At 74.7% G+C, this 15,615-nt stretch carries 14 protein-coding genes; 8 read left to right on the forward strand and 6 right to left on the reverse strand.

What is annotated here, in order from left to right; translation table 11 throughout:
- Positions 1–6: 6 nt before the first annotated feature.
- Complete coding sequence (locus tag KK617_RS01595; protein ID WP_277497640.1) at positions 7–1,446, reverse strand: NAD(P)H-hydrate dehydratase; 1,440 nt, start codon at positions 1,444–1,446, stop codon at positions 7–9.
- Positions 1,447–1,497: 51 nt separating this feature from the next.
- Here KK617_RS01595 and KK617_RS01600 point away from each other — a divergent pair, with 51 nt between their 5' ends.
- Entirely contained in the window at positions 1,498–2,337 is an 840-nt protein-coding gene (locus KK617_RS01600; protein ID WP_277497641.1) for an S-methyl-5'-thioadenosine phosphorylase, read from the forward strand.
- Positions 2,337–3,380 carry an NAD-dependent epimerase/dehydratase family protein gene (locus KK617_RS01605; RefSeq protein WP_277497642.1) on the forward strand — a complete coding sequence of 348 codons (1,044 nt, stop codon included), beginning with the start codon at positions 2,337–2,339 and terminating at the stop codon, positions 3,378–3,380. Before KK617_RS01600 ends, KK617_RS01605 begins: the two co-directional genes overlap by 1 nt.
- 25 nt (positions 3,381–3,405) lie before the next feature.
- On the opposite strand, the gene KK617_RS01610 is transcribed toward KK617_RS01605, so the two are convergent.
- Positions 3,406–4,845, reverse strand: a complete 1,440-nt coding sequence (locus tag KK617_RS01610; protein WP_277497643.1) for a hypothetical protein — start codon at positions 4,843–4,845, stop codon at positions 3,406–3,408.
- 96 nt (positions 4,846–4,941) lie between these two features.
- On the opposite strand from KK617_RS01610, the gene KK617_RS01615 reads away from it, so the two are divergent.
- From KK617_RS01615 to KK617_RS01635, 5 genes are read left to right on the forward strand one after another with little or no spacing between them, the layout of a single operon-like run.
- Positions 4,942–5,631, forward strand: a complete 690-nt coding sequence (locus KK617_RS01615; protein ID WP_277497644.1) for a glycosyltransferase family 2 protein — start codon at positions 4,942–4,944, stop codon at positions 5,629–5,631.
- Positions 5,628–6,377 carry a DUF2064 domain-containing protein gene (locus KK617_RS01620; protein WP_277497645.1) on the forward strand — a complete coding sequence of 250 codons (750 nt, stop codon included), beginning with the start codon at positions 5,628–5,630 and terminating at the stop codon, positions 6,375–6,377. Before KK617_RS01615 ends, KK617_RS01620 begins: the two co-directional genes overlap by 4 nt.
- Positions 6,374–7,060 (forward strand): methyltransferase domain-containing protein, encoded by a 687-nt coding sequence (locus KK617_RS01625; protein ID WP_277497646.1) that lies wholly within the window; start codon positions 6,374–6,376, stop codon positions 7,058–7,060. Before KK617_RS01620 ends, KK617_RS01625 begins: the two co-directional genes overlap by 4 nt.
- Positions 7,061–7,071: 11 nt before the next feature.
- The gene (locus KK617_RS01630) at positions 7,072–8,220 is read left to right on the forward strand and encodes a molybdopterin-dependent oxidoreductase (protein WP_277497647.1); all 1,149 of its coding nucleotides are present in this window, start codon (positions 7,072–7,074) and stop codon (positions 8,218–8,220) included.
- The gene (locus tag KK617_RS01635; protein WP_277497648.1) at positions 8,217–8,621 is read left to right on the forward strand and encodes a hypothetical protein; all 405 of its coding nucleotides are present in this window, start codon (positions 8,217–8,219) and stop codon (positions 8,619–8,621) included. Before KK617_RS01630 ends, KK617_RS01635 begins: the two co-directional genes overlap by 4 nt.
- A 6-nt stretch (positions 8,622–8,627) precedes the next feature.
- Here KK617_RS01635 and KK617_RS01640 read toward each other — a convergent pair whose 3' ends face one another.
- Both KK617_RS01640 and glmS read right to left on the reverse strand, forming a co-directional pair.
- A complete protein-coding gene (locus KK617_RS01640; RefSeq protein ID WP_277497649.1) occupies positions 8,628–8,984 on the reverse strand; it encodes a holo-ACP synthase in 357 nt (118 codons plus the stop codon).
- 13 nt (positions 8,985–8,997) lie between these two features.
- Positions 8,998–10,842: a glutamine--fructose-6-phosphate transaminase (isomerizing) gene (gene glmS / locus KK617_RS01645; protein WP_277497650.1), complete on the reverse strand. Its 1,845-nt coding sequence runs from the start codon at positions 10,840–10,842 to the stop codon at positions 8,998–9,000.
- A gap of 99 nt (positions 10,843–10,941) precedes the next feature.
- Here glmS and coaA point away from each other — a divergent pair, with 99 nt between their 5' ends.
- The gene (gene coaA / locus KK617_RS01650) at positions 10,942–11,925 is read left to right on the forward strand and encodes a type I pantothenate kinase (RefSeq protein ID WP_277497651.1); all 984 of its coding nucleotides are present in this window, start codon (positions 10,942–10,944) and stop codon (positions 11,923–11,925) included.
- A 39-nt stretch (positions 11,926–11,964) separates the two neighbouring features.
- Here the strand turns inward: coaA and KK617_RS01655 are convergent, their stop codons facing one another.
- Both KK617_RS01655 and KK617_RS01660 read right to left on the reverse strand, forming a co-directional pair.
- On the reverse strand, positions 11,965–12,177 hold the full coding sequence (locus KK617_RS01655) for a DUF5302 family protein (RefSeq protein WP_277497652.1): 213 nt from the start codon (positions 12,175–12,177) through the stop codon (positions 11,965–11,967).
- Between the two features lie 2,021 nt (positions 12,178–14,198).
- Entirely contained in the window at positions 14,199–14,798 is a 600-nt protein-coding gene (locus KK617_RS01660; protein WP_277497653.1) for a DUF305 domain-containing protein, read from the reverse strand.
- Positions 14,799–15,615: the final 817 nt, after the last annotated feature.

The raw sequence follows: 15,615 nt of genomic DNA on the forward strand, positions 1-15,615 counted from the left end.
GGGCGATCATCGCAGGCCGACGAGCAGGTCGCGCACCACCTCGGGGATGGCGTCGGCCACCTGCCCGGCGGTGATGGGGCCGCCCTGGCTCGCGTACGTCGCGGCCGCCCCGTGCAGCCACGCGCCGGCGGAGGCGGCGTCGTACGGCGTCAGCCCGGCCGCGAGCAGCGCGCCCACGAGGCCGCCCAGCACGTCGCCGGCCCCCGCGGTCGCGAGCCACGGCGTGCCGCTCGCGACGACGCGCGCCCGGCCGTCGGGGCGGGCGACGACGGAGCGGCGGCCCTTCAGCAGCACGACGGCGTCGTGGCGCTCGGCCGCGCGGCGGGCGTGGGTGAGCTGGTCGGCCTCCACCGCGGCGCGCTCGACGCCGAGCATCGAGGCCAGCTCGCCGGCGTGCGGCGTCAGCACGGCCGGCACGGGCAGGCCCTGCTCGGGGTCGACGTGACGCAGGGCCTCCGCGTCGACGACGACGGGCACCCCGTCGGCGAGCGCGGCCCGCAGGGCGGCCCCGGCGCGCTCGTCACCGCCCGAGCCGACCGTCCAGGCCTGCACGCGGCCGACCCCGACGACCTCGGGGTGCACGTGCCGCACGCGGTCGAGCACGGCCGGGTCCCCGACGTAGCGCACCATCCCGACGAGGCCGGTCGCCGCGCCCGCGACGGCCAGCAGGCCGGCGCCCGGGTAGCGTCCCGACCCGGCGCGGACGCCGACGACGCCCCGCACGTACTTGTGGGCGTCCGGCGCCGGCCGGGGCAGCAGGGCCGCGACGTCCGCCGCCTGCAGCGCCTCGACCTCGGCGAGCGGCAGGTGCGGGCCCAGCCCGATGTCGACGAGGTGCACCGTGCCGGCCGCGGCCGCGGCCGGGTCCACGAGGTGGGCGACCTTGTGGGTGCCGAACGTGACGGTCAGGTCGGCCCGCACGTGGTCGGCCTCCGGCAGGCGCCCCGTGTCGACCTCGACGCCGCTGGGGACGTCGACGGCCACGACCTTGACGCCCGACCCCGCGGGGGCCAGCACCTCGAGCGCGCGCCGGGCGTCGGGGCGGAGCCCGGGACGACCGCCGATGCCGACGATGCCGTCCACCACGACCTCGGGCAGCCGGCGTCGCGCGCCGGCCCCGTCGTCCTCACCCAGCCCCCGCCGCACCCGGCCGCCGGCCGCGCGCAGCGCCGCCAGCCCCGCGGCGTGCACCTCGTCCGCCAGCAGCACGGCCTCGACCGCGACCCCGCGGCGGGCGAGGAGCGCGCCGGCGAGCAGGGCGTCCCCGCCGTTGTCCCCGCCGCCCACGAGGAGCGTGACCCGGCGCCCGTAGGCGGAGCCGAGCAGCCCCACGACCGCGTGCGCCAGACCGGTGGCCGCCCGCTGCATCAACGTGCCGGCGGGCAGACCCACCGCGAGCGCCGCCTCCGCGGCCCGGACCTGCTGCTGGGTGTGCGCCGACCTCATGGGGTCACGCTATCGACCCGGCGCGCTGGCGGGACCTGGCACGGTGGGGGGATGACGCACGACGCCTCGTCCCCCACCGCCGACGTCGCCGTGATCGGCGGCACCGGCTTCTACTCCTTCCTCGACGACCCGCGCGAGGTCACGGTCACCACGCCGTACGGCGAGCCCTCCGCCCCCGTGTCCGTCGGCACCGTGGCGGGTCGCTCCGTGGCGTTCGTGCCGCGGCACGGCCCGCACCACGAGTTCCCGCCGCACCGCATCAACCACCGCGCCAACCTCTGGGCGCTGCGCTCGCTGGGGGTGCGGCAGGTGCTCGCGCCCTGCGCCGTCGGCGGGCTGCGGCCCGAGGTGGCGCCCGGCGACGTCGTCGTGCCCGACCAGCTCGTGGACCGCACGTCGGGCCGGGTGCAGAGCTACGTCGAGACCGGCGCCGTGCACCTGCCCTTCGCCGACCCCTACTGCGCGGGGGTGCGGGCCAGCGTGCTCGCCGCGGGCGAGGCGACCGGCGGCGGGGCCGAGCGCGGCATCGTCGACGGCGGCACGATGGTCGTCGTCGAGGGCCCGCGCTTCTCGACGCGCGCCGAGTCGCGCTGGTTCGCCGACCAGGGCTGGACGCTCGTGAACATGACGGGCCACCCCGAGGCGGCGCTGGCCCGCGAGATGCGGCAGTGCTACGCCGCCATCGCGCTCGTCACCGACATGGACGCGGGCGCCGAGGGCGGCGAGGGCGTCGGCCAGGCCGAGGTGTTCGAGCGGTTCAAGGCGAACCTCGACCGCCTGCGGGGTCTCCTCACGGCGACCATCGAGCGGCTCCCCGACCCCGACGGCTGCAGCTGCTCGTCGTGGGCCGACGACGTCGAGCTCACCTACGACGTGCCCGGACCCGCCTGATGCGCGTGCTGCTCACCGGCGCGGCCGGGTTCATCGGGGGCGCGATCGCCGACGCGCTGGCCGAGGCGGGCCACGAGGTCGTGGGCGTCGACCTCATGCTCCCGCAGGCGCACGGCTCCGCGGAGGCGCCGCCGGGCGTCCACGTGCACGACGTGCGCCGCCCCGAGGTCTGGCCCGCGCTCCTCGAGGGCGTCGACGCGGTGTGCCACCAGGCGGCCGTCGTCGGGGCAGGCGTGAAGGTCGCCGACCTCCCCGACTACGCCTCCCACAACGACCTCGGCACCGCCGTGCTGCTGGCCGCGATGCACGAGGCCGGCGTCGACCGCCTCGTGCTCGCCTCCTCGATGGTGGTCTACGGCGAGGGCCGCTACACGTGCCCGGAGCACGGCGACGTGAGCCCGCCCCCGCGGCCGGTCCCGGCGCTCGAGGCGGGCGACTTCGAGGTGCCGTGCCCCGTCTGCGGCGGGCCGCTCGACTGGGCCCTCGTCGACGAGTCGGCACCGCTGGCCCCCCGGGGTGCGTACGCCGCGAGCAAGGCCGCGCAGGAGCACTACGCCGCCTCGTGGGTGCGCCAGGCCGACGCCGCGGCGGTGGCGCTGCGCTACCACAACGTCTACGGCCCGCGGATGCCGCGGGACACGCCGTACTCGGGGGTGGCGGCGATGTTCCGCTCCTCGCTGGAGCGGGGCGAGGCGCCGCGCGTCTACGAGGACGGCGCCCAGGTGCGCGACTTCGTGCACGTCGCCGACGTGGCGCGGGCCAACGTGGCCGCGCTCGAGGCCGTGGTGGCCGCCGAGCCGGGCCACTGGGCGGCGTACAACGTCGCGTCGGGCCACCCCGTCACCATCCGCGAGGTCGCCGAGCTCGTCGCGACGGGCACCGAGGCCGGGCTCGCGCCCGAGGTCACCGGGCAGTTCCGCCCCGGCGACGTGCGCCACGTCGTCGCCTCGCCCGAGCGGGCGGCGGCCGAGCTCGGCTTCCGCGCGCAGGTGCTGCCCGCCGACGGGCTGCGGGCGTTCGCGACGGCGCCGCTGCGCGCCTGAGGTGGCGCCGCCGCGGGCCCGCGGCTCACCAGCTGGTGTAGAGGAGGTGCTCCAGGACGAGCGCCAGCACCACCTGCAGCCCCAGGGCCGGGGTGCGCCAGCGGGCCGGCAGGAGGGCGAGCGAGAGCGTCAGCCAGGGGATGAACGGCAGCCAGATCCGCTCCACCTCCGCCTTGCTCATGCCCGAGGCGTCGGCGGCGAGGACGCAGGCGAACCCGCCGCCCGCGAGCCACAGCAGGGCCCGCAGGTCGGGGCCGGGCCCCGGCTCGTCGCTGCGCCGGGCCCGCAGCGCGGCCGCGACGTGGGCGCCCCAGGCCCCCGCGCCGGCGCCGACGGCGAGCCCCGCGCTGAGCAGCAGCGCGGCGAGGTTCCCCCACGCCCAGTACGACGCGGGCCGCAGCGTCGCGATGCCCGCCCAGTAGCGCTCGACCAGCACGGGGTAGGCCTCCCACCACGCGAACCCGGCCGCGGCGAAGAGGAGCACCACGACGAGCGCGGTGGCGGCCGCCACGGGCAGCGGGCGCCACGAGCGCGCCACGAGGAGCACCGCGAGGGCGACGAGCCCGATGAGCGGCATGCCGTAGGACATGAGCACGCCCAGCCCGAGGAGCACGCCGGCCAGGCCCGACCAGGCCAGGCCGCGCCAGGCCAGCCAGCCGCCCGTGCGGCTCGCCCGCGCCCCGGCCGCGAGGCACGCGAGCCCCCACGCGGTCGTGACCGCGATGACGGCGTCGCCCGAGGTGGCGAGGTAGACCGCGGACGGGGTGAGGACGAGGAACGGCGCCGCGCGGCGGGCCGCCGCCTCGGCCCCGAGCACCCGGAGGGTGACGAGCACGGCGGGCGCCAGCGTCGCGGCGAGCAGCACGACCACGACCGCGGCGGCGAGGTCACCGCCCAGGCCCAGGCGCACGAGCAGCACGAAGAAGAGCGTCATGCCCGGCGGGTGGCCCGCCACGTGGGTGGGCCACTGGCCCTCGGACTCGTCGGGGATCCGGGCGGTGAAGCCCTGCAGGAACGCCCCCACGTCGTCGACCGCGCGCGCGGTCGGGAGGTACTCGTCGTCCGCGCCCAGCTTGCGCGTCAGCCCGCTCTCCCCGTCGGTCAGCGCGAGCGCCAGCAGCCAGGCCAGCCCCGCGCCGTACGCGACGAGCAGGAGGCCGCGCCAGCCCAGGCGGTCCGCGAGTCGACCGCCCCAGGCGACGCCGGCTGCCGCGAGCAGGAGGGCGGGCACGGTCCCGACCCCCACCCCGGGCCGCCAGAACCCGTGCAGCGGCGGCAGGTCGCCGGAGACCTGCGCCCTCGCGGAGCGCGCCCACACCTGCCAGTCGACGGCGGGCGGCACGACCAGCGCGGCCAGCACCAGCAGGGCGGCCACCACCAGCCCCACCCCGGCCGCCGTCGCGACGGTGCGGGGCCGGGGGCCCGCGGCGGGCGCGGAGGTCGAGGTCGGGGGGAGGTCGGCCATGCCGGTCACCCTAGGCAGCGACCGGTTGGGCGAGGGGGCCCCGCGCACGGCCGCGTCGACCGGGCGTCGCCCAGGCGCCACCTACTGTTGGCTGCTGTGACACCCCCCTCCTCCTCCGGGGACCTCCCCGCCGGCGCCTGCGACCTGGTGCTGCCGTGCCGGGACGAGGCGGCCGCGCTGCGGCACCTGCTGCCGATCGTCCCCGACACGTTCTCCGTGGTGGTGGTCGACAACGGCTCGCGCGACGGCACGGCGGACGTCGCCCGGTCGCTGGGCGCCCGAGTGGTGGCCGAGTCGACCCCGGGGTACGGCGCCGCGTGCCACGCCGGCCTGCTCGCCGCGACCGCCGACCTCGTCGCGTTCATGGACGGCGACGGCTCGTTCGACCCCGCCGCCCTGCTGCCCCTGGTCGAGGACGTGCGCTCCGGGCGCGCGGACATGGCGGTCGGGCGCCGCCGCCCGGTCGGGCGCGGCGTGTGGCCGTGGCACGCCCGGGCCGGGAACGCGCTGGTCGTCGCCTGGCTGCGGCGCCGCATCGGCATGCAGATGCACGACATCGGGGCCGTGCGGGTGGTGGGGCGCACCGCGCTGCTCGACCTCGGCGTCGAGGACCGGCGCTTCGGCTACCCCGTCGAGCTGGTCGACCGGGCCGTGCGCGCCAGGTGGCGCATCGCCGAGCACGACGTCGCCTACCACCCGCGGGCCGAGGGCACCCGCTCGAAGGTGTCCGGCTCCGTGCGCGGCACCGTCCGCACCGCCCGCGACTTCTGGCGGGTGCTCTCGTGAGCGAGGGGCCCCCGCAGCCCGCCCACGTCCTCGTCGTCGCGAAGGCGCCCGTCCCGGGCCTGGCGAAGACGCGGCTGGGCGCCGAGGTCGGCATGCCCGAGGCCGCGGCGCTCGCCGCGGCGGCGCTGCTCGACACGCTCGAGGCGGCCGAGGCGTACGCCGGCCCCCACCGCTGCCACGTCGCGCTCGCCGGCGACCTGGCGGAGGGCGCCGAGACCGAGGCGCTGACGACGGCGCTGGCCGGCTGGACGGTGCGGCCGCAGGTCGACGGCGACTTCGACGAGCGGCTCGCGGCGGCGCACGCCGCCGTGCCCGGCCCCGTCGTGCAGGTCGGCATGGACACGCCCCAGGTGACCCCGGCCCTCCTCGCCGAGGTGGCCGCCGGCCTCGCCGACCACGACGCGGTGCTGGCCCCGGCGGCCGACGGCGGCTGGTGGGCGCTGGCCCTGCGCGACCCGCGCGACGCGGCGGCCCTGCGGGGCGTGCCGATGTCGACGGCCGACACCGGTGCCGCGACCCGCGCGGCGCTCGAGGCGGCCGGGCTGAGCGTCGCCACGGCGCCCGAGCTCGTCGACGTCGACGAGGTGGGCGACGCCCGCACGGTGGCCGCGGCGGCGCCCGCGACCCGCTTCGCCCGCGGCTGGCGGGCGGCCACCGGGCACGCCGACCCATCCGCTTCCGCCGCGGCGTCGAACCCCACCCCATGCGCACGTCACGACGACCCGGCGGGAGGAGGTGCCCGATGACGGAGCTGTCCTTCTCCGAGCTGTTCGCCCGCGCCCTCAACGGCACGCCCTGCACGGTGATCGGGGCCGCCGACGCCTCGGGCGACGCCCCCGAGGCGCTGCCGGTGGGCGAGTGGCGCCGCCCCGCCCAGAAGTCCGACCTCGCCGTGCTCGACCTCTGCGAGGGCGTGACGATCGACGTCGGCTGCGGACCGGGTCGGATGGCGGCGGCCCTGGCCGAGCGGGGCCACGACGTGCTCGCCATCGACGTCGTCGCCGAGTCCGTCCGCCTGGCGCGCGAGCGGGGCGTGGTGGCGATGCAGCACGACGTCTTCGAGGCGCTGCCCCACGAGGGCCGCTGGACCACCGTGCTCCTGGCCGACGGCAACGTGGGCATCGGCGGCGACCCGGCGACGTTGCTGCGCCGGGTGCGCGAGCTGGTGGAGCCCCGCGGCCGCGTCGTCGTGGACCTCGCCGGTCCGGGCGTGGGCATCGCCTCTCGGTGGGCCCGCCTGCAGTGCGGCGACGACGTCAGCCGCCCCTTCCGCTGGTCGGTCGTCGGGGTCGACGCGATCGAGGATCTGGCCCGCGCGGCCGGCCTCGAGGTCCTCACCCTCCACGTGGTCGACGACGACGAGGACGAGCGGTGGACCGCCGTCCTCGGCAACCCCGCCCCCGCCACCGGGTCCGGCGCGTCTTCGTGAGCCGGCCGGCCGTGCCCACCGAGGCCGCTTTCACCTCGCGGCTGCGGAGCGCGGCCGTCGCGGCCCGGGTGGGCGCCGTCCTCGGCGTCTGCTTCGCCGTCTGCTTCCTCACCGGGCTCGTCAGCCACTGGGCGCAGCTGCCCCGGCCCGCGGTCCCGTTCCCGACGTCCCCCGCGTGGGGCTACCGGGTGACCCAGGGCCTGCACGTCATCAGCGGCATCGCGTGCGTGCCCCTCCTGCTCGTCAAGCTCTGGTCCGTGCAGCCCCGCCTGCTGCGGCCCGTGCCCCGCGGCACGCGCCGGCGCCTGCTCGAGGTCGCCGAGCGCGGCTCCATCGGCGTGCTCGTCGCCGCCGCGATCTTCCAGCTCGCGACCGGCCTGGCCAACGCCGCCCGCTGGTACCCCTGGCAGGACTTCTCCTTCCGCACCACCCACTTCGCCGTCGCCTGGGTCGCCATCGGCGCCCTCGTGCTGCACGTCGCCGTCAAGCTGCCCGTCATCCGCGCCGCGCTCGGCGCCGACGTCGACGACACCGCCCTCGACCGGCCGACCGCCACCCGGGCCGACGCCCTCTCGCGGCGCGGGCTGCTGCGCACCACGTGGGCCGCGGCCGGCGTCGCCGTGCTCGCCACCGCCGGCAGCAGCGTCCCGTGGCTGCGCGACGTCTCCGTGCTCGGCGTCCGCTCGGGCGACGGACCCCAGGGCGTGCCGATCAACACCTCGGCCGAGCGCGCGGGCGTGCGGGCGGCCGCGAGCGACCCGGCGTACCGGCTCGAGGTGGTGCACGGCGAGCGCACCGTGCTCCTCACCCGCGCGGACCTCGCGGCCCTCCCGCAGCGCACCGAGACCCTCCCCATCGCCTGCGTCGAGGGCTGGAGCGCGTCGGGCACGTGGGGCGGGGTGCGGCTGCGCGACGTGCTCGACCTCGTCGACGCGCCACGCCGCCCGCACGTCGTCGTGACCTCGCTGCAGGAGTCGGGGCCCTACCGGCGCACCGAGCTGCCCGGGAACTTCGCCGACGACGACCGCACTCTGCTGGCCCTCGAGCTGTCCGGCGAGCCGCTGACGCTCGACCACGGCGCCCCGACGCGCCTCATCGCGCCGAACCGGCCCGGCGTGCTGCAGACCAAGTGGGTCACCCGTCTGGAGGTGCGGTCGTGACGGCGGTCCGCGGGGTGCTGGGGGCGCTCGGCGTCGGGCTGGCGGCGTACGGCGCGTTCCTCCTGCTCACGCGCCAGGAGGGGCCGCAGGTGCTCGACGTCGCCCTGTGGTTCGTCGTCGGCGTCGTGCTGCACGACGCCGTGCTGGCCCCCCTCGCGGGGGCGGTGGGGTGGGCGCTGCCCCGCGTGGTGCCCGGGCCCGCCCGCGCGCCCGTCGCCGCCGGTCTCGTCGTGCTGCTCACCGTGACGCTGGCCGCGGTACCGGTGCTCGGCCGGTTCGGCGCGCTGCCCGACAACCCCACGCTGCTCGACCGGCCCTACGCGGCGGGCTGGGGCGTCCTCGCGGGTCTCGTGACCGCGGCCGTCGTGGCGGGCACGGTCGTGCGGGCCCGGCGCGCCTAGGCGCGGCTAGCGCTCCAGCACCACGAACGCCGTCGCGACCCCCGCGTCGTGGCTCAGCGACACGTGGGAGTCGCGCACCCCCAGCGCCGTGGCGCGGGCCAGCACGGTGCCCCGCAGGGCGAGGTACGGCGCCGCGCCCGCCTCGCGCAGCACCTCGGCGTCGTGCCACGCGAGGTCGCCGGGGGCGCCCAGGGCCTTGGCGAGCGCCTCCTTGGCGGCGAAGCGCGCGGCCAGCGACTCCAGCGAGCGGCCCGCGACCTCGGCGGGGGTGAAGAGCCGCTCGCGCAGGCTCGGGGTGCGCTCCAGGGAGGCACCGAACCGGCCGACGTCGCAGACGTCGACCCCCACGGCCACGATCGGCACGCCCGGCCCGCGCCTACTCGACCGTGACGGACTTGGCGAGGTTGCGGGGCTGGTCGACGTCGTGGCCCATCACGGTCGCGAGCTCGCAGGCGAAGAGCTGCAGCGGCACGGTGGCCACGAGCGGCTGCAGCAGCGTCGGCACCTTGGGCAGGCGGAAGAGCACGTCGGCGTAGGGCTGGATGTCCGTGTCGCCCTCCTCCGCGAAGCAGATGGTGCGGGCGCCGCGCGCGCGGACCTCCTGGATGCCGCTGATCATCTTGTCGTGCAGCTGGTCCCGCCCGCGCGACGGCACGATGCAGAGCACGGGCAGGCCCTCCTCGACGAGCGCGATGGGGCCGTGCTTGAGCTCGCCGGCGGCGAAGCCCTCCGCGTGGAGGTAGGCCAGCTCCTTCAGCTTGAGCGCACCCTCGAGCGCGACCGGGTAGCCCGCGTGGCGCCCGAGGAACAGCACGGAGGTGGCGTCGACGTGCTCCCCGGCGAGGTCGTAGACCTGCTGGGCGCGGTCGAGCACGTCCTGGATCTGCGCCGGGACGGCCTCGAGCTGGCGGACCACCTGGTTGATCTCGTCGCCGTACCGCGTGCCCTTGACCTGGGCCAGGTAGAGGGCGAGCAGGTAGCACGCGACCAGCTGGGTGAGGAAGCCCTTGGTGGAGGCGACCCCGATCTCGGGGCCGGCGTGGGTGTAGATGACCGCGTCGGACTCGCGGGGGATCGTCGAGCCGTTGGTGTTGCAGATGGCCAGGACGCGGGAGCGCTGGGTGCGTGCGTGCCGGATGGCCTGCAGGGTGTCGGCGGTCTCGCCGGACTGGCTGATCGCGACGACGAGCGTCGAGTAGTTGAGGATCGGGTCGCGGTAGCGGAACTCGCTCGCCAGCTCCACCTCGACCGGGATGCGGCACCAGTGCTCGATGGCGTACTTCGCGACCATGCCGGCGTAGAACGACGTGCCGCACGCGATGATGATGATCTTGTCGATGTCGCGCAGCTCGTCGTCGCTCAGGCGCACCTCGTCGAGCTGGAGCCGGCCCTGGGCGTTCGTGCGGCCGAGCAGCGAGTCGGCCACGGCGCGCGGCTGCTCGAAGATCTCCTTGCGCATGAACCAGTCGTGGCCGTCCTTCTCGGCGGCCGAGAGGTCCCAGTCGACGTGGTACTGCCGGCCCTGCGCGGGGACGCCGTCGAAGCCGGTGACCTCGACGCCCTCGCGGGTGATGGTGACGACCTGGTCCTGGTCGAGCTCGAGGGCCTCGCGGGTGTGCTCGATGAACGCGGCGACGTCGGAGCCGAGGAAGTTCTCGCCGTCACCGAGGCCGACCACCAGCGGGGAGTTGCGGCGCGCGGCGACGACCCGGTCGGGGTCCAGCGCGTCGACGGCCACCAGCGTGAAGGCGCCCTCGAGGCGCGAGCACACGCGCTGCATCGCGACCGTCAGGTCCTCCCCCGACGCCAGCTGCAGCTCGAGGAGGTGGGCGGTGACCTCGGTGTCGGTCTCGGAGACGAGCGCGATGCCCTCGTCCTCGAGCCGCTTCCGCAGCGCCGCGAAGTTCTCGATGATCCCGTTGTGCACCACCGCGAGGCGGCCCTGGCTGCCGAGGTGGGGGTGGGCGTTGACGTCGGTGGGGGCGCCGTGGGTGGCCCAGCGGGTGTGGCCGATGCCGGTGGTCGAGGTCGGCAGTGGCGTCTCGGCGATCGCCTTCTCGAGGTTCGCGAGCTTGCCCGCCCGCTTGTCGACCGCCAGCGCGCCCTCGTGGACCAGCGCGATGCCCGCGGAGTCGTAGCCGCGGTACTCCATCCGCCGCAGACCCTCGATCACGACGTCCTGGGCCGAACGCTGACCGACGTACCCGACGATTCCACACATAGCGGCTGAGTCTACGGCGCCTCCGGGCTTTTCCCGGGACCCGCGACTCCGGGCCCCGGTGCCGTCGCGGCGGGACGGCGTGCTGCAACAATGCCCCCCATGTCTGCCGCCGGCGACGTGGTGCACCTCGACCACCACGGACGCGAGCCCGCCTCCCCGTACGTCGAGCTCGACCGGTCCGCGTGGGCCGGGCTGGCCGACGCCACGGAGAGCCCGCTGACCTACGCCGAGATCCGCCGGCTGCGGGGCCTGGGCACCCACCTGGACCTCGACGAGGTGCAGCAGATCTACCTGCCGCTCTCGCGGCTCCTCAGCCTCTACGTCGAGGCGAACGGCCAGCTGCACCGGCGCACCGAGGGGTTCCTCGGGCGCCCGCAGCCCCGCCGTACCCCGTTCGTCATCGGCGTCGCCGGCTCCGTCGCGGTCGGCAAGTCGACGACCGCCCGCGTGCTGCAGGAGCTGCTGGCCCGCTGGCCCGAGCACCCCAACGTCGCGCTGGTCACGACCGACGGGTTCCTCCACCCCAACGCAGAGCTGGAGCGCCGCGGGCTGCTGGGGCGCAAGGGCTTCCCGGAGTCCTACGACCGCCGCGCGCTGCTGCGCTTCGTCGTCGACATCAAGTCGGGCCGCGACGAGGTCGAGGCGCCGATCTACTCGCACCTGTCCTACGACGTGCGCCGCGACGAGAAGGTCGTCGTGCAGCACCCCGACATCGTCATCGTCGAGGGCCTCAACGTGCTGCAGCCCGCCACCGTGCGCGACGACGGCAGCACGAGCCTCGCCGTCAGCGACTTCTTCGACTTCTCCGTCTACGTCGACGCGGCGACGAGCGACATCCGACGCTGGTACGTCGAGCGGTTCCTGCGCCTGCGCGAGACCGCGTTCCAGGACCCGGCGTCGTACTTCCGCAAGTACGCCGCGCTCACCGAGGACGAGGCCGTCGCCGAGGCGACCCGCATCTGGGACGCCATCAACGGGCCGAACCTGGTGCAGAACGTGCTGCCGACCCGGTCCCGCGCCACGCTCGTGCTCCGCAAGGACCGCGACCACTCGGTGCGGTACGTGCGGCTGCGCAAGCTCTGACGCGGGACCGGTCGGGCGCGGGCCGGGCGGGGGCCGGGGTCAGGCCCCGCCGCCGCCCGCCTTGCGCCGGTGCATCTGGGGCGCGGCGCCGCCGGCGACCTCGGGACCGTGGGCCTTGCCCTCGTTGCCCACCGAGTCGTCGGGGTGGTCGTGCGCCTGCTTGCGCGCCAACGCCTCCCGCATCTTGGCCTTGACGTCGTCCGGGGCCTTGTTCGATCCGTTCGATCCGTTCGATCCGTTCGATCCGCTCACGGGTGCCTCCTCGGCTCGCGCGTCGGGCGGGCGCCCGCCGACCTCACCACCCTGTCATCCGTCGGACTGCGGGGTCGAGCGCGTTTTCCCAACGCTGACGCCGACACCCGAGCAGGTGCCGCGGGACGCGGCCAGGGAGACCCAGCTGACGGCCGTCGGCGGCGACAGGGAGGGCGCTGTCACATCGGTGGGTGGTCCCGACGAACCACCCAGCGACTGCGGCGCGTCGAGTCCACGCTGGCGTCGGTCAGTCCGCCGGCTACCGCACCGCGACCCGCTCCCGGGCCCATGCCGCCGCGTGCGTCCGGGATCGCGCGTGCGAGGCGGTCGAGGTCGGTGGATGCCAGGGCGTCGCCTTGTCGGCAGGTGCGAACGCGGCGCCGAGGCCCGGCCGGTCACGGTTGCGGCCGGCCGAAACCATGGTCGACGCGGCGTCCTGCCGCCAAGTAGTGCTCGGTGGTCGAGACCCGCGCCTACCCGATCGACACTCGACAGCGCTGCTCGCGACCGCGAGCCATGCCAGCACTCATCCCGAGCAGGGACCCGTTTCAGGGACCGAGTCCGGACGGGTCAAACGGGACGGTCGGCGCGCGCAGTGGCTGCCCGCCGCGCGCCGGGCAGCGGTGTTCCGTTGAGGGATCCGTCAATGGGACGACGAGTCTGGGGTGCTCTCGCGCTGTTGGGCTAAGGCCGGATGCCGCGCTCGGCCAGCTCTCGTTCTGGGTCCACCGGCGCGCCAGCATCGGGACGGATCTCTAGGTGCAGGTGCGGGCCGGTTACGTTGCCGGTAGCCCCGACGGTGCCGATGCGCTGTCCCGCCTGTACCTGCTCGCCTACCGCTACTTCGATACTGGCTTGGTGGCAGTACCAGACTTCGGTGCCGTCGTTCAGTTCAAGGACGGTTCGTTGGCCGTACGGCCCGGAGGAGCCGGCTGAGCGGACCGTCCCGGCGGCTACTGCGACCAGAGGTGTCCCGGCAGGTGCGGCGAAGTCAAGGCCCGTGTGGGTGGAGGACCATCTCGCGCCGGACTGGCCAAAGCGTCCCGTGAGGCGGTAGCTCTGCAACGGGAGCACCCATCGGTTCGCCTCGCGCTCTCGAGCTTCAATCTCTGCAGCAGCTATAGCCTCCGCGCGCCGCTGACCTATAAGCGTTGCTTGGGCTTGCGCTGCGGCGGTCAGGTTCCCCAGCGCGCGAGCGCGTTGCTCTGCCGCCGCGGTCAGATCCGGTGCCTCGGGGGCGGTGGGCTCGGCCGCGCCTGGGCGCAAGGCCCCGCGGCTCACCCGGTCTGAGCGGTCTCGCAGGAGTGCAGCTTCGCGATTTGAGACGCCCGATGTGAGGTCGATCGCCGGACGCCGGTTCGAGTCGACGAGGGCGGTTGCCCCTGCGGAGCCAGAACTTCCAGTGACGGAAGCCGCCAGTCCGGCGATTATCACGAGCCCGGCGCCGACGACGCCCAAGCGTGCGTCCGCAAATCCGTCAAACCGACGTACAGAGTTCGAGGATGGGGCTCGCGACCCATGGGGCAGCAGGGAGCGTCGTCGCGGCTGAGCGGCGTGGCGGCCAGCCGAGGAGGCGCTGGAAGCAGCGGCGCGCTGCGGGGCAGCCTGTTGCTCGGGCTCGGTCTGGGGCTCGGTCTGGGCAGGCCCCGGACGCCGACGCGTTGAGTGGACTGAGAGCCGGGGCTCGCCGCGGTGCGAGGGCGCTATTGCAGGGCTGGGAAGAGTGCTTCTACGCAAGATGAAATCTCTTTGCTTCCTGTTGTCCCCGGTCGTGGTGGCTTCCGCGCGGCTTCGGCGGCGCGGTTCACACGTTGCGGGGGGAGTGCCATACGACGGCGCCAAAGGCGCACAGCCGGGTATTGACCGACGTCGGAGGGGCGGCGTGGGGGCATGCTCGGAACCACCGCGGGGGGGTTGATGATCCCGAGCATGCGTCTGAGGTTCCTGTCGCCCGCAAGAACGCGCGAGGAGGCGACTGGAATGCGGCCCGCGTGGGGGAGCATCCCACGGGCGACAGATGATTACTGCGCGAGCAACGCGCGCATCACGTCGATCTCGGCGGTCTGAGACGTGGCAATCTGTCCGGCGAGCTCGAGGGCGTCGTCGTTTTGGCCGTTAGCCTGCTCGTCCTCGGCCATCTCGACGGCGCCCTGGTGGTGCTCGATCATCATGGTCAAGAACATCTGGTCGAACTCAGGGCCAGACGACTGATCGAGCGCGTCCATTTCCTCGTCGCTCATCATGCCCTCCATGCCCCCACTCGAGCCGTGGCCCATGTCGGTGTGGTCCATTTCGGCACCGTCGGCCTCGACGTCCCACTCTTCTAGCAAGCCCGTCATGACCTCGATCTCGGGGCCCTGAGCGGCCTCGATCTGCTCGGCCAGGTCAAGCACCTCGGTGCTTTGCGAGCGGCCCTCCGCCATGGCCGCCATCTCGGTGGCCTGCTGGTGATGGGGAATCATCTGCTGCACGAACTCGACGTCGGCATCGTTGTAGTTGGCAGACGGCTCGCTGCCGTTGTCGGCGTCATTCGCGTTGTCTGAGCATGCGGCGAGGGTCGAGCTCAATGCGGTCGCGGCAGCTGCGAGCGCAACCGCACGGAAGAAAGTAGGACGGTTCACGGTCGTTCTCCTTGCTGAAAGGCTGGGGCACCCCCGGACGTCGGTCGTTTGACCGCGCCGGGTTGGTGGATCTGGGCTTGGTAGATCGAGCCCCTCAGCAGCGGATGACGCAGAGTTCGAGACGCGTGCGACCTATGGGCCGCAGGAGGCCGAAGACCAGCACCCCGAGATTGCAAAGGTGATATGGGCGGGCACGAAGCCAAAGAACGCGCCCCAGCCACGAAGCGCCCCGGGCCAGCAAGAGGAGGCCGCCAAGCGCTGCCAACACCGATAAGCACATCATCAGCAGGCCGTGCTGATGGCATCCCTCTACGTCACTAGGGGTCCCTGTCTCGTGCTCGCCGCAGTGGCCATGGCGGTCCTCGGAGGCCCCCGGCTTCCGTTCATTCTCAAGACCGAAGCTGTGTCTCGCAGCGGCGACCGCCTCTGCGGCCGCTGGATCGACCCGGGCCCGGGCAACGATCGCACCATTGATCAGCCCGCCCGTCGCCCCGGGTGCGCTCGTCCCGCCGAGGGGCTCCCCAGCGTGGAGGACCGCAGAAGATGCGGGCTGGCCATGCATGGACAGCGTGTGCATGCCGATCACGCCAGCGACCACAACTGTGCACAACAGCACTAGCGCCCAGCCCGCTCCAGCGGCACTTAGGCGCGGCGAGTAGCGGCGCAGCAGTCGGTCCATCGCGCTCAGCGTAGATGCGAAGACAAGCGCCTGCACAACGCCGGAGCCATCTCCCGGTCGTCGCACCCTTCTTGGGCGATACCCCCGGGGGGTATATGCTGGGGCGACGCATTGCCCGAAAGCGACAGGAGATGAAGG

Source organism: Nocardioides sp. ChNu-99 (genome assembly GCF_029493445.1).
GTDB lineage: Bacteria > Actinomycetota > Actinomycetes > Propionibacteriales > Nocardioidaceae > Nocardioides.